Source organism: Chitinophaga sp. 10T418, assembly GCF_056394125.1.
Genome location: NZ_JBFTHG010000001.1, coordinates 77,298 through 90,733, shown reverse-complemented (window position 1 = coordinate 90,733; position 13,436 = coordinate 77,298). Strand labels below are relative to the sequence as shown.

Genomic DNA, 13,436 nt, shown 5'->3' with positions numbered 1-13,436 from the left:
TACGGAGAGCCGTAATTCGTAATTCTTAACCTGTAATTATTATTTAGTAGGTAAATTAATCCAGGTATGACCATCACGGGCAACGAGTGCATCTGCATCATCAGGGCCCCATGAATCTGGTGCATAGTTCGGGAAATCCTGCGGGGTGCGGTTTTCCCATGTTTCCAGGATAGGCATAATCACTTTCCAGGCGGCATCTACCTGGTCGCCGCGCATGAACAGGGTAGCATCACCTTCCATTACGTCCAGCAGCAGTGTTTCATATGCTTCCGGTGCATGTTCGCCATTGGCGGCATCGTAGTTAAAGGTCATATCTACCGGGTCCAGTGTCATGGTTTGTCCCGGGCGTTTTGCCTGGAAGCGGATCCGTATATCCATTTCCGGCTGAATGCTGATGGTGAGCCTGTTAGGGCGCCATGTTTGTGCAGCTTCCATCGGGAAGGAATAAGGAGGAGCCTCCTTAAAGGTGATAATGATATTGGTGGCTTTCTGGTGCAGGTATTTTCCGGTACGTACATAGATCGGAACACCCTGCCAGCGCCAGTTGTCGATATAAAACTTAACTGCTGCGTACGTATCAATGTTGGATTTGGGATCCACGCCTTTCTCCTCGCGGTAGCCAGGCACTTTATCTCCTTTCATCCAGCCGGCAGAATACTGTCCGCGAACCGCATGCTCATGCACCTTATCCGGTGTGATACGGCGGATGGCATTCAGTACATCCACTTTTTTGTTACGCACTTCATTGGCATCGAAAGATACCGGTGCTTCCATGGCCAGGATACACATAATCTGCAGGATATGATTCTGCACCATATCACGCAGGGCTCCTGCCCTTTCGTAGTAACCGCCACGACCTTCCAGCCCCACGCTTTCAGCAGCAGTGATCTGGATGTTATCGATGTAGTTGCGGTTCCATACCGGTTCGAACAAGGCGTTCGCAAAGCGGAAAGCCAGGATATTCTGAATCGTTTCTTTACCGAGATAATGATCTATACGATAAATCTGTTCTTCCGTAAATTTCTTTGACAGCAGTTCGTTCAGTTCATGTGCACTTTGCAGGTCATGACCGAAAGGCTTTTCCACCACAATGCGGGTGCAATGTTTATCCGTGCACAGGTTCAGCTCACCCAAACGGGTAGCAATATTAGGTACCAGTTGCGGTGCTACTGCCAGGTAAAAGATGACGGTAGGATGTACTCCCCATTCTTCTTCTTTGGCGGTAACAAAATCGGTGATTTTGCTATAGGAAGCAGGATCTTCTGCATCCATCTGCAGATAAGTAATATGATTGCTGAAATCTTTCCAGTGGCCATTCTGCTCGCCCTTCCGACGGGAAAACTTACTGATCCCTTCCAGCAAATGTTTATTATAATCTTCGTTGCTGTAAGGGCTGCGGCCTAAACCTGCAATTGCAAACTGCTCAGGCATCCACTCATCTAAAAAAAGATTGTATAACGCAGGCGTTAGTTTCCGGTAGTTTAAATCGCCACTGCCTCCGAATATAAAAAGGATGGAAGCAGGAGGGCGTTTATGGATCTGCATAATTTTAATTAAAGATGAACATTTTTAGTGTTGCTGCCACTCTGTGTGAAAAGTGCCAGGCATATCAATACGCTGATAAGTATGCGCACCAAAATAATCGCGTTGTGCCTGTATCAGGTTAGTAGGCATACGACCGGTACGGAAAGCATCGAAGTAAGACAATGCAGACATAAAGCCACCCACTGCCACACCTGCGGCGGCAGCCTGTGATACTACACTGCGGGTGTTGCTTTCTACTGACTGTACCAGGTAAGCTACGCCTTCATCCAGCAGGATATTTCCCAGGTCAGCATTTTTCTGGTAGGCTTGTGTAAATACTTCCAGCAGGGTAGAACGGATGATACATCCGCCTCTCCATACTTTCACCACTTCCGGTAATGGAATTTCCATTTTCAGATCGGCAGATGCTTCACGCAGCATGGCCAATCCCTGTGCATAGCTCAGGATAGTAGCGAAATACAGGGCATCATGCACCTGTTTGATCCACATCTCCGCAGGAACGTGCAGGGTATTTTCCGGTGCTTTGTACAACGCCTCGGCCTGTAAACGCTGCTCTTTATAACCAGAGAGCGTACGCATGGCTACCGCTGTATCAATAACAGGTACTGCTACCGGGAGTTCCATAGCATCCTGTGAAGTCCATTTGCCGGTACCTTTGGAACCTGCCTTATCGGAAATCACATCAACCAGGCGTTTGTCTGTTTTATCGTCATCCTGCAGGAAAATATCTGCAGTAATTTCTACGAGGAAAGACTGTAAAGCGCCCTGGTTCCAGCTTTTGAACACTTCATGTAACTGGTCGTTGTTCAGTCCGGCGCCTTTTTGTAACAAGGCATAGCTTTCACTGATCAGTTGCATGATGGCATATTCAATACCGTTGTGTACCATTTTCACATAGTGGCCGGCGCCTTCTTTACCGAGATATGCTACGCAGGGAACATCCTTTACTTTGGCAGCAATTGCTTCCAGCATAGGTTTCACCTTGGCATATGCATCGAGATCGCCTCCAGGCATAATGCTGGGGCCTGTACGGGCACCCTGCTCACCACCAGAAACTCCCATACCCATAAAATGGATACCTTTCGGACGGAGTTCCTGCACACGGCGCAAAGTGTCGGTGTAGTGGGAGTTCCCACCGTCTATCACCACATCGCCCTGCTCCAGCAGCGGCAACAGGGATGCGATTACGTCATCTACCGGTTGACCCGCTGGTACCAGCATCATCAATTTGCGGGGACGCTCCAGCAACTGTACCATAGTGGCCAGCTCTGCTACGCCTTTAACAGTAGTACCGGGGGTCGCGGCTGCTTCCAGTGCGCTGTTCTTGGCAGCGTCTTTATCAAAGCCGATAACGGAAAAGCCATGATCTGCCATATTCAGCAACAGGTTTCTACCCATTACGCCGAGGCCAATCATTCCAAAGTCATATAAGCTGTTTGCCATATATAGAGAAGTTACTTAAGGAGGTGTAAAAGTATGGAAGAATTACGAAATATTGCAGGAAGGGTGATTTTTGTACTGCCACTGCTGAGTGGAGCAAAAAGCGTGAGCCTTTGGAATACTCCAAAGGCTCACGTTATATTCCATTTCAATTTCAATGATCTGCATAAAAATCACCGGTTGCTATTTACGCGGAGTTTCTGCCCGCATTAATAATACCGAAAGAACAACGCATGATGAGCTTTTCGTAGGTTTCTCTGCCATGACCATTGTCGGCATGTGAATCCAGCTCTCGGATACGGGTAAGCGCATATTGCTGCGTAGTGAGCAAAGGCAGCACAATCCTTTCCCTCATCTGAATAGAAAGCAGGTCAATAGGGCTGCCTCCCATCAGTTCAGACTCATTGGTGAGCCGGAGCAGGTATTTTTTTGCGAGTTCAAATTCGCTATTGATCATCTGCCACACTTCTCCGTACTGCGGGTGCCGGGCCAGGTAAGCTGTCAGCGGGAAATAGCTTTTCTTCATCGCCATTTCACAGTTATCCAGCAAGGTTCTGAAAAACAGGGAATGTTTGTACAAGGCGGCTATATCATCCCATTTACCTTGTTTATCTAACTGCTCCAGTGCACTGCCCACGCCGTAATACCCTGGTACATTTTGTTTCAGCTGACTCCACGCGCCTACATAAGGTACTGCCCTCAGGTCATTGAGATTGAGTTTGGCAGAGGCATTACGTTTGCTCGGGCGGCTGCCGATATTGGCTTCCGCATAGTAACGCAGCGGACTGGCATGATCCAGGTACGCCAGGAAGTGCGGATGTGTTTTTAATCTATTGTAAGACTTATATCCTTCATCCGCCAGTAATTGCAACAGGTCTTCTTCTGCCTTGCTCAGGGTTACGTCACGGGAAGAAAACAGTTCATTGCTGATACCGGCATGAATCAGTTGTTCCATATTGAATTGTGCCGCATCCACGGTACCAAAGTTAGAGCTGATGGTTTGCCCCTGAATGGTTTGCTGAATTTCTTTATTGGCAATATTTCTACCCATAGAAGCATAGAACTGATGCGTTTTCCCACCACCACGTGCCGGAGGACCTCCCCTGCCATCGAAGAACACCACGCTGATACCATAGTCTTTGGATATTTTGGTCAGTTCCTCTTTTGCTTTGTAGATGCTCCAGTTGGCCATCAGGTAACCACCATCTTTGGTACCATCTGAGAAGCCCAGCATAATGGTTTGTTTACACTGGCGGCGGCGCAGGTGCTCACGGTATTCTTTATTTTCATACAGCAGCTTCATCACCTGTCCGGCATGACGAAGGTCATCGATCGTTTCAAACAACGGTACAATGTCTACTGTGATTTCTTCCTTCTTCCAGCCGCTGAGCAGGAACATACCATATACTTCCATCACATTGAGTACGCTGGTACTGTGACTGATAATATAACGGTTACATCCTTCTTCCCCGTTGGCAGCCTGTATTTCTTTGATGCCGGCAATAGTTTGCAGCGTATCCTGGTGCAATGGATTTTCCAGCACCATCGGATCTATCGCTGCCGGAATATTCAGCAGTGCATCGATCTTTGCGTTCTCGTCCAGCGACGTATAGTTACCTGGTAGTACATCGGTTTTAGTGGCCACTGCTTCCAGCACGGCTTCGTGTACTGAGCTGTCCTGGCGTATATCCAGGGAGGCAAAGAACAATCCGAAGATTTCTACTTTGCTGATCAGGTTTTCCACGAGATGTACAAACAGGCCGTTGTGATCGGCGATGATGGTACGGCGTATATCCGACAACGTATCCAGGATTTCCTGACGACTGATATCCGCCTTATGGCCGGGAATAAAGAGATTGCGGGATAATTTTGATTCCAGTGCAGCCACTACATTTTCTACACCTTTAAAGGTAAGGCGGCGGCGCAGGTTACGTACTTCGCGGAAATAGCATTTCATCACGGAAGAACGCAGTGCGGCAGCCACTTCCAGGGTGGTAGGCGCTTTTACAAACGGGTTACCGTCCCGGTCACCGCCAGGCCAGAAGCCCATACGGATCAGGGAGTTATCACTGCTGATCGCACCGGGAAACTGTGCCCGGATAGAAGAGAGGATACGGCCGGCCGACTGGTAAAATATATTTTCGAGGAACCACACCAGGCTGATAGCTTCATCATATGGAGTGGGTTTTTCTTTTTTGAAGAAAGGTGTTTTACCCAGCTGCTGCAGGTACATATTTACCTGGCTGGTATTTTCATCGATGAGGGCTTTAGACAGGTCGTTGATAATACCTAATACCTCACTCGGATAAAACTGGGTAGGGTGCGCGGTAAGTACGAGTCGTACGGAAAAATCTTTCAGTTTCTCTGTCAGCTGTTCCTGGGCTTGTTCCTGTATTACTTCTGATTGCAGGTGGCGCAGGGTTCCGGCGCCTTGCAGGTCGCGGATATTACGGAAGGCTGCATCTTCGAGTGCATCAAATAATACAACTTGTCTTTCTGCATACTGCACAAAGCGGAATAACAGGTCCGTCCGCTGTTTTTCTTCGGTATAGGTAGTATACTGCTGAAAAAAGGAATCCATAATTTCCTGCGGGCTGCTGCCCTTGGCGTATCCTTCTTCGCAGTGAAGCAGGAACAGGGACAGGAAGATACCTGTCTTTTCCACCCGGTGGAAAGGCAATGAGGTGAAGAGACTATTATACAGCTGAAACTTTGTACCAACGAGGTTTTTGAACTGTTGCAGCGAATTATTTACCGGCGCTTCCATACTAATTATCCGTTTATAGTGCTAAAGAAGAAGACTAAGCGGTCGTGAAATTAATAATTATTACGGTAATTTTTGAGTTTTTTGATTTTTGTTTGATATATATACAGAAAGTTTGAATATTATCAAATAAAATGACCTAAAAAAGCCAATCCCGGCCACTTTTATGTGAGCCGGGACTGGTATCAGGAATTAGAATGCGCAGGTTAAATGGATGTAAGCCGGATTAACAGGAATAAAAATTAATGTGTTGATAATATAGTCATCGCGTAAAGGCCACTATTGACTGAGTCTAAAGCTAATCGGCAGATTAAAGAAGACAGCTACATATTGTCCGTTTTGTTTGCCGGGTTTCCATTTGGACATATTGCTAACTACCCTTATTGCTTCGTCCTCGAGACCACCACCTTTGGGAGCACCTACTGTTTTCACATTGCTAATGGTACCATCGCGGTTCACCACAAACTGAACAAAAACGGTTCCTTGTATTTCATTTTCCTGGGCTACATGCGGGTACTTCACATTTTTGTTAAGATATTTCATCAGTGCGGTTTCTCCACCAGGATACTCCGGCATGAGTTCTACGAAAGACATAGGGCCGCTTGCATCAGGTGCCACTGCTTCAGATTTTACAACACCTGTTCCACCACGGTTACCAGCGCCCAGATCTATATTATTGATGTCTCCATCTGGACCTTCTCTATTTTCAAAAGCGATTGCTTTGTTACCGATATCAGCCATCCGTGGAGGCATTTCCTCCGGCGCAACATCTCCGGCTACAATCTTTGGATCTACATAACTAACTGCAGCTACTGCTGGTGGTGGTGTATTCTGAACTGGTGGTGGTGGTGGGATTACCGGGTCAGGATCTGGTAATTTTATATCATCCAGTTTGATTACCTCCTTGGTAAACACCGGAGGATGTACATTTCCGGCAGCCATCAATGTGTTGTTCAACACGTAACCACCAATCATTACTAACATAACAGAAGCGGTGCCTATTATTGCATTACGAACGCGTTTGTCGTAACGACTGCGGAGTTCATAGGCCCCATAATCTTTATTCCTTCCATAGAAAAGAATGTCGAGGAATTCATTCCCCGGGATCTTAGTTGAGTCCATAGTAATTTGTTTTTTAATTAGATGTTACAGTGAAATACTTTCCATAAGGTTTATGAAAATATTTTTTCCGGGAGATGGGAAACACAGTGGTGTATATTATATAAGCGCGTGTGGACTGCAGTGGTTAGCAGGGCGCAACCATATATATCAGAAAGATGAAGGAAACAACAGTGATGACTATACGGCAAATGAAAAATAAAATGGTATTATAACGTCAATGGATATATGATAATTAATGAAAACAGGTAAACAAATCATACAGGATATATCAAAAATAGAAGTCCCGACACGTGTCGGGACTTGCTGGCACTGGGGACCTTACCTGGAAACAAGTGGTTCCTTCTATTTTAATTAGGCTTTCCGAAAAAGGTATAAACGTACACGTTACTTCGTGTAGGCTGACCGCTCCCGGATGAATGTCTTAAATAACAGTTGGTTGGGAAGCAGTCTTAAATCAGTTTATATACTTCAGTTTTCGGGGCCGCCACCAACAAAACCCACCAGAATTGTTTGAGGCAACGCCCCTTTGAACTGAAGTCGATCGTTTAATTTCATTGGATAGTAACGAATGCTATTCCGTTCCGGATACAAGCACAAAGCGTGTATCCGTAAACGTTATATTATCTTTCATGGTTGTTTGACCTGGCTTACCCAATAAGTAAGTCATCATTAAACAACGGCTATATAGTTTCATATTGAATACAATGAGAGAGGTAATGATTAAGATTCCGGTTGAAAATGCCAGGAGGATGCGGGTAAGTACGTTGCGGATAAATTTACCACCAATAAATTTTGCAATATACCGTCCCCGCATGCCAGACCAGGCACTCTATTTACAGCTTACAGAACGCAAGATTTTGTCATCAACAGCAGCTACTGCAACAGGAGCGGGCCGTTTGGATGTAACGGGAACAGGTGATATTTACCACGTTTTTTTGCGTGTGGGAACGCATTCCACTAGTCAGCGTGTGCCTTTTCATAGTGTATTTTTATTTACACGTTTTTTCAATAATGATGGCAGCAACACCTTGCTGGTGGATCAAAGGATGCCGGAAGCGTTTGCCTGATGCTTCCCTTATAGTGGTAGATTTTATTAGTCTACTGAATTGGTAGACAAATATACATCGAGTTTTATTAATTCCAAATTATTGAATGACTTTTTTGTACTTTTTTTTCTTTCCCCGGGATGCCACCCGTGATGGGGAGTAGGACAAAAGCGTATTTTTGCGGCATGAAAGAGCATGTGAAAAATATTTTACTCATTGTGGCAGGTGCCCTGATCTTCGCGGTCGGCATCAACTACCTGGCTATCCCCAACAAATTATCCGAGGGGGGCGTAATTGGTATTACCATTGTGACTTATTACTACTGGGGGTGGTCACCAGGAGTTACGAACCTTATTATTAACGCCATCCTGATCGTTACCGGCTATAAACTGCTGGATAAACGAAGCATGGTCTATACGATACTGGGCATCTTTTTTTGCTCCCTGTTTCTGTATCTCACTGAAAACAAACTAACACCCGTTACCACCAACCCTTTACTGGCAGCTATCTTTGCGGGACTCCTGGTGGGCATAGGCATAGGACTGGTATTTTTATCTGGGGGCACTACAGGTGGCTCTGCTATTGTGGCGCGGTTATTCAACAAATACCTGGGCTGGACACTGGGCAACGCCATGCTCATTTTTGATATCGTAGTGATACTGGCATCCTCCTTTATTATTGGCATAGAAAAAACCATGTATACTTTCATTGCGGTATACATAGGCGCCAGAACAGTCGACTATATCGTGGATGGGTTGAATACCAAGCGTGCAATTACTATCATCTCCAACCATACAGATGCTATTGCGCAAAAGATTACCGGTGAAATGAAACGCGGCGCCACCGTATTACACGGACATGGCGCCTATACACACGATCCCAAGGAAGTGCTGTATGTGATCATTGGTAAACAGGAGCTGATGCGCCTGAAATCACTGGTACAGGAAACCGATTCCGAAGCCTTTGTGGTTATCCACGAAGTGCACGAGGTATTAGGGAGAGGATTTTCTAAATAATAGTATATCGGCATTCGGATAGAGTCATCCCCCTATCCGAATGCCTACTTCGCTGTTAGCCCACGTATCACTTTCACTTCTTCCTCATTGTAAGGCGTTCCGTCTTTCCGGAAAATATCATGATACCACAGCTCAGGTTCACTCCCATCCGGCACCGGCATACCCTGTGCATACATGGTATTGGTTTTACCGGCTACCAATCCCCAACTATAGGCGCCAATATTTTCCTTTTTCAGTAATGGCATAATATTATCAAAACGACTGCCCAGCGGACGGGCCATGTATTCTGTGCAAAGCAGTGGCCGCGCGAACGATCGCAGGTTATTGATATCCTGCTGATGCATGTCGGGTGGCAGATAGTTGTGATAAGTAATCACATCGGAATGTTCCTCCTGGAACTCGTTCAATACTTTCAGGTCCGGGTTCCAGATGCCTACTGTTAAAGGTTGTGCGGGGTTTATCTCCCGGCTCCAGCGAAATACTTCTTCCAGCAGTGGTAAACTTTTAGTCCCCGCTCCAAAGCTTCCGGGTTCATTGTACAGGTCCCAGAGCAGTACCCGTGGATCCTTACCAAACGTGCGGAGTATATCTTTTACATATCTCTCCAAAGTATCTGCCAGCGCAGGACTGGTAAAGATAGCGATTCCCGGATCCTGCACCCAGCGGGAATTATGTACCCCCGGTATGGGCGGCGGTTGCTTGCCGGCATCATACACGTTATTCCAGCAATCATCAAAAAACACCAGGGCAGTGGACATATGGTGCCGGTCTGCAATAGAGAGGTAAGTACGGATGCGCTGTTTAAATCCGGCGGCATCGTCCACCCAGGGCAGGTGGTGGAGGTATACCCGCATCGAATTCAAGCCAATACCTTCGGCATATCCCAATTCCCGGTCAATGGTAACGGAATCAAAAGTGGCCGCCTGCCACATTTCCAGCTGGTTGACCGCCGTACTTGGAATAAAATTACATCCCCGCAACCAACCTTTGGACGCATACCAGTTGTTAGCTTTTTCGGGTGACCAGGTATCAGTGGGCGATTGTTTACAGGCAGTGAGGAACAGGGCTAAACCACATACTGCCATCATCTTGTTGTGCATAGGGCAAGGTTTAAGGGGCTATCTAAAAATAGTCAATTTTCCCTTCCGGAAATAGTCATTATGACCGCTCATACATTTTTCTTCGACATTTCATATTTGGATTTTGATTTTTAGATGTATATATTGTAGGCGCTCAACGCTCTTTTTTCATTCCTTACCATCTTATCAACCAATAATTAAAGGGAAATGACACAAAGCTCTCAACGCTTTTTACCGCTGGACGTATTCCGCGGCATGACCGTCTGTTTCATGATCATAGTGAACACAGGCGGTACAGGTGGAACATACTGGCCACTCGATCATGCTTCCTGGCATGGGTGGACTCCCACCGACCTCGTATTCCCTTCTTTTCTCTTTGCTGTAGGCAATGCCATGAGCTTCAGCATGAGAAAATATGAACAACTGGGAAATTCAGCGGTGCTCGGAAAGATTTTCAAGCGCACCCTGATAATTTTCCTGCTAGGATACCTGATGTACTGGTTTCCTTTTGTTCAACAAACCGATCACGGCATCGAATTCAAACCGTTTGATCATACCCGTATCCTGGGCGTATTGCAACGTATTGCCCTTTGCTATGGTATTGCCTCCCTGTTAATCCATTACTGTTCAAAGAAAGTGATATGGGGCGTCAGCGCCCTGTTCCTGCTGGGCTATTGGGCCATACTATGGTATTGCGGCACACCTGGTGACCAGTACGGCATTAACGGCAACGCTGGTATCCTGCTCGATAAACTGGTGCTTGGTGATAACCACATGTACCACGGCGAAGGCATTGCCTTTGATCCGGAAGGCTTACTCAGCACCATTCCTGCGGTAGTGAATGTAATAGCGGGTTATTATACCGGACTATTTGTACAGCAGCAAGGCAGAACAAAACCAGGACTCATGCGCATGATCATGGCCGGCATCTTCCTCTTTGCCCTGGCTTACGCCTGGAATACCGTATTCCCTATCAATAAAAAACTCTGGACCAGCTCTTATGTACTGCTAACAATAAGTATAGATCTGTTCCTGTTATCCTTACTCATCTTTGTGATTGATATTATCGGCTTCACAAAAGGCACCGGCTTCTTTACCGTATTCGGTAAAAATCCACTGTTCCTTTACCTGCTATCGGAGATCATGGCCATTCTGTTTGGCGTGTTTACTGTTGGCGGCGCCACTCTTTATCAATGGATCAACGATACCATCTTTCAGCCACTGTCACCCGGCAAGTTCGGTTCACTGCTCTTCTCGCTCGCCTTTATGCTCACCTGCTGGTTGGTAGGGTACATACTGGATAAGCGTAAGATTTACGTGCGGGTGTAGTTAGAGAAAATAAATTATTAAAAGCAGCGAAGCAGGTGTATCCTGTCTTCGCTGCTTTTTTTTGCCGCTGACCCCTGTAAAAAAATCCATTAAATTGTACACAAAACATATCCAATGGACCTCTCACTGAAAGGAAAAACAGCGCTGGTGTGCGGCAGCTCACAAGGCATAGGATTAGCTACAGCAGAAGAACTGGCGTTATTGGGCGCTACCTGTGTGTTATTAGCAAGGAATGAAGACCGGTTGAAAAAGGTGTTATCTACCCTGAGCACTGCTCATGAACAACAACACCGTTATGTGATAGCCGACTTTTCAGATGTAGTGCAGGTAACGGCCGTTGCGACCAGCGTAGCCGAACAGGGGCCCGTTCATATACTCATTAATAACACCGGCGGGCCAGCTGCCGGCCCTATTATAGAAGCCAATGCGGCGGCCTTTACCGCCGCATTTTCACAACACCTGCTCTGTAACCAGGCATTGGCGCAGGCGTTAGTACCCGGCATGATAGCCGCCGGGTATGGCCGCATTATTAATATTATTTCTACTTCCGTAAAAACACCGATAAAAAACCTGGGCGTATCCAATACTACCCGCTGGGCCGTTGCTGCCTGGTCTAAAACACTGGCTACGGAACTGGCGCCATACGGCATTACCGTCAACAATGTGCTGCCAGGCTCTACTTCCACGGCAAGACTGGAAGGATTATTCAATAGCAGTGCTGCTGCCAGAAATGTTTCCAGGGAAGTAATTGAAGCAGAGTGGCTGAAAGAAATTCCGATGCAAAGATTTGGAGAAGCCCGCGAAATAGCTGCCCTCGCAGCATTTCTTGCCGCCCCTGCTGCTGCATATATTACAGGTACCAGCACCGCAGTAGATGGTGGTAAAACACCGGTGATGTAAACGTACTGCCTGAAAATAAAATTCCGGTAGCATATTAATATGCTACCGGAATTTTATTTTTATTCTTTCTATTTTAATACTTCTGCCAGCTTAGCGGCCAGTTTATCACCCCGCAGATTTTTTGCAATAATGACGCCGTTAGGATCCAGTAACAGATTCTGTGGCACTGCTGTAATACCATAAGCCTTTGCTACTTCATTGTTCCAGCCCTTCAGGTCACTTACATGCAGCCATGGCAGCTGATCATCGTTAATCGCTTTGATCCAGGGCGCTTTTTTTTCATCCAGGGAGATGGCGATGATCTCAAAGTTTTTGTGGTGGTATTCCGCATAGGCTTTACGTACATTAGGGTTTTCTGCTCTGCAGGGTCCGCACCAGCTGGCCCAGAAATCTACTAACACATATTTACCTTTGAGAGATGCTAACGTAATCGCCTGCCCGGTGGTATCAGCCTGTGTAAACGGCAAAGCGGCATTACCTATCGCCGTTTTTTTTGCGATATCTAACTTGGCAGCCAGCTCCTTCCCTCTCACGGAATTACGAAATTGCGCATCCAAACCATTGAATAATGGTTCGAAGGTCACCGGGTTAATAATGCCACCACGTTCCTTTACCAGGTGCCAGCTTACAAAAGAAGCCGGATGAGCTTTGATAAACGCCAGCTCTCCTTCTTCCACTTTATTAAACAAAGGCACACAAATTTTACGGACGGAATCCACCACCGCATTATTTTTCTGCAGAAACTGCTTTTTTATTTGTTCGGTTAATGGCTCCAGTTGATCTGTAAATGGTTTCAGCTGCTGCGCCAGCAACAGGTAATCTGTTTGAGCCGCGGCACCCTTAATCACCGCATGACTTATATTGCCGTTACCGGTTACTGTGAAATTTCCTTTTTCCAGGAAAAACTCCTGCTTATCGGCAAACAACATTTTCTCGATAGAAAAAATGCCATCATCATCCAGGGCTTTGAGTTTGAGCGTAGCATTGGCTGGTTCTCCAATGGTTCCCTGTATTTCAAAAGTCCCGTTTTTTGTGATCGCAGAATCTTCTACTGATGTTTTATCAATACGATAACTGAGCATCACTTTTGTTTCCTTATCCAAACCGCTGATAGTGCCTTTAATGGTATACTTCCCCTGAGCGGCCACACCGGTGGCAGTGAGCAGGGAGACCATTGCAATGATATATTTCATGT

Annotated in this window: 10 protein-coding genes; 4 read left to right on the top strand and 6 right to left on the bottom strand. The window is 46.3% G+C overall.

Going from position 1 to position 13,436, the window contains the following annotated elements:
- Positions 1-39: 39 nt before the first annotated feature.
- The 4 genes from zwf to AC1DCV_RS00320 all read right to left on the bottom strand — a co-directional run bounded on the left by zwf (position 40) and on the right by AC1DCV_RS00320 (position 6,871).
- Positions 40-1,545, bottom strand: coding sequence for a glucose-6-phosphate dehydrogenase (zwf, locus tag AC1DCV_RS00335; protein WP_477021343.1), 1,506 nt, complete (start codon positions 1,543-1,545; stop codon positions 40-42).
- Between the two features lie 24 nt (positions 1,546-1,569).
- A complete protein-coding gene (gndA, locus tag AC1DCV_RS00330; RefSeq protein WP_441572767.1) occupies positions 1,570-2,988 on the bottom strand; it encodes an NADP-dependent phosphogluconate dehydrogenase in 1,419 nt (472 codons plus the stop codon).
- 184 nt (positions 2,989-3,172) lie between these two features.
- Complete coding sequence (locus AC1DCV_RS00325; RefSeq protein WP_477021342.1) at positions 3,173-5,752, bottom strand: phosphoenolpyruvate carboxylase; 2,580 nt, start codon at positions 5,750-5,752, stop codon at positions 3,173-3,175.
- 276 nt (positions 5,753-6,028) lie between these two features.
- Positions 6,029-6,871: an energy transducer TonB gene (locus AC1DCV_RS00320; RefSeq protein WP_477021341.1), complete on the bottom strand. Its 843-nt coding sequence runs from the start codon at positions 6,869-6,871 to the stop codon at positions 6,029-6,031.
- A gap of 812 nt (positions 6,872-7,683) precedes the next feature.
- Between AC1DCV_RS00320 and AC1DCV_RS00315 the strand changes: the two genes are divergently transcribed.
- A complete protein-coding gene (locus AC1DCV_RS00315) occupies positions 7,684-7,938 on the top strand; it encodes a hypothetical protein (protein ID WP_477021340.1) in 255 nt (84 codons plus the stop codon).
- A gap of 164 nt (positions 7,939-8,102) precedes the next feature.
- Positions 8,103-8,933, top strand: coding sequence for a YitT family protein (locus AC1DCV_RS00310; protein WP_441572771.1), 831 nt, complete (start codon positions 8,103-8,105; stop codon positions 8,931-8,933).
- Between the two features lie 44 nt (positions 8,934-8,977).
- On the opposite strand, the gene AC1DCV_RS00305 is transcribed toward AC1DCV_RS00310, so the two are convergent.
- Positions 8,978-10,033: a cellulase family glycosylhydrolase gene (locus tag AC1DCV_RS00305; RefSeq protein WP_477021339.1), complete on the bottom strand. Its 1,056-nt coding sequence runs from the start codon at positions 10,031-10,033 to the stop codon at positions 8,978-8,980.
- Positions 10,034-10,219: 186 nt separating this feature from the next.
- On the opposite strand from AC1DCV_RS00305, the gene AC1DCV_RS00300 reads away from it, so the two are divergent.
- Both AC1DCV_RS00300 and AC1DCV_RS00295 read left to right on the top strand, forming a co-directional pair.
- Complete coding sequence (locus tag AC1DCV_RS00300) at positions 10,220-11,341, top strand: acyltransferase family protein (protein ID WP_477021338.1); 1,122 nt, start codon at positions 10,220-10,222, stop codon at positions 11,339-11,341.
- Between the two features lie 114 nt (positions 11,342-11,455).
- Complete coding sequence (locus AC1DCV_RS00295) at positions 11,456-12,241, top strand: SDR family oxidoreductase (RefSeq protein ID WP_477021337.1); 786 nt, start codon at positions 11,456-11,458, stop codon at positions 12,239-12,241.
- Positions 12,242-12,309: 68 nt separating this feature from the next.
- Here the strand turns inward: AC1DCV_RS00295 and AC1DCV_RS00290 are convergent, their stop codons facing one another.
- Positions 12,310-13,434 (bottom strand): redoxin domain-containing protein, encoded by a 1,125-nt coding sequence (locus tag AC1DCV_RS00290; protein ID WP_477021336.1) that lies wholly within the window; start codon positions 13,432-13,434, stop codon positions 12,310-12,312.
- Between the last annotated feature and the right edge of the window lie 2 nt (positions 13,435-13,436).

Coding starts and splice junctions, on each gene's coding strand:
- zwf (WP_477021343.1), bottom strand. CDS start 1,545: ATGCAGATCCATAAACGCCCTCCTGCTTCCATCCTTTTTATATTCGGA.
- gndA (WP_441572767.1), bottom strand. CDS start 2,988: ATGGCAAACAGCTTATATGACTTTGGAATGATTGGCCTCGGCGTAATG.
- AC1DCV_RS00325 (WP_477021342.1), bottom strand. CDS start 5,752: ATGGAAGCGCCGGTAAATAATTCGCTGCAACAGTTCAAAAACCTCGTT.
- AC1DCV_RS00320 (WP_477021341.1), bottom strand. CDS start 6,871: ATGGACTCAACTAAGATCCCGGGGAATGAATTCCTCGACATTCTTTTC.
- AC1DCV_RS00315 (WP_477021340.1), top strand. CDS start 7,684: ATGCCAGACCAGGCACTCTATTTACAGCTTACAGAACGCAAGATTTTG.
- AC1DCV_RS00310 (WP_441572771.1), top strand. CDS start 8,103: ATGAAAGAGCATGTGAAAAATATTTTACTCATTGTGGCAGGTGCCCTG.
- AC1DCV_RS00305 (WP_477021339.1), bottom strand. CDS start 10,033: ATGCACAACAAGATGATGGCAGTATGTGGTTTAGCCCTGTTCCTCACT.
- AC1DCV_RS00300 (WP_477021338.1), top strand. CDS start 10,220: ATGACACAAAGCTCTCAACGCTTTTTACCGCTGGACGTATTCCGCGGC.
- AC1DCV_RS00295 (WP_477021337.1), top strand. CDS start 11,456: ATGGACCTCTCACTGAAAGGAAAAACAGCGCTGGTGTGCGGCAGCTCA.
- AC1DCV_RS00290 (WP_477021336.1), bottom strand. CDS start 13,434: ATGAAATATATCATTGCAATGGTCTCCCTGCTCACTGCCACCGGTGTG.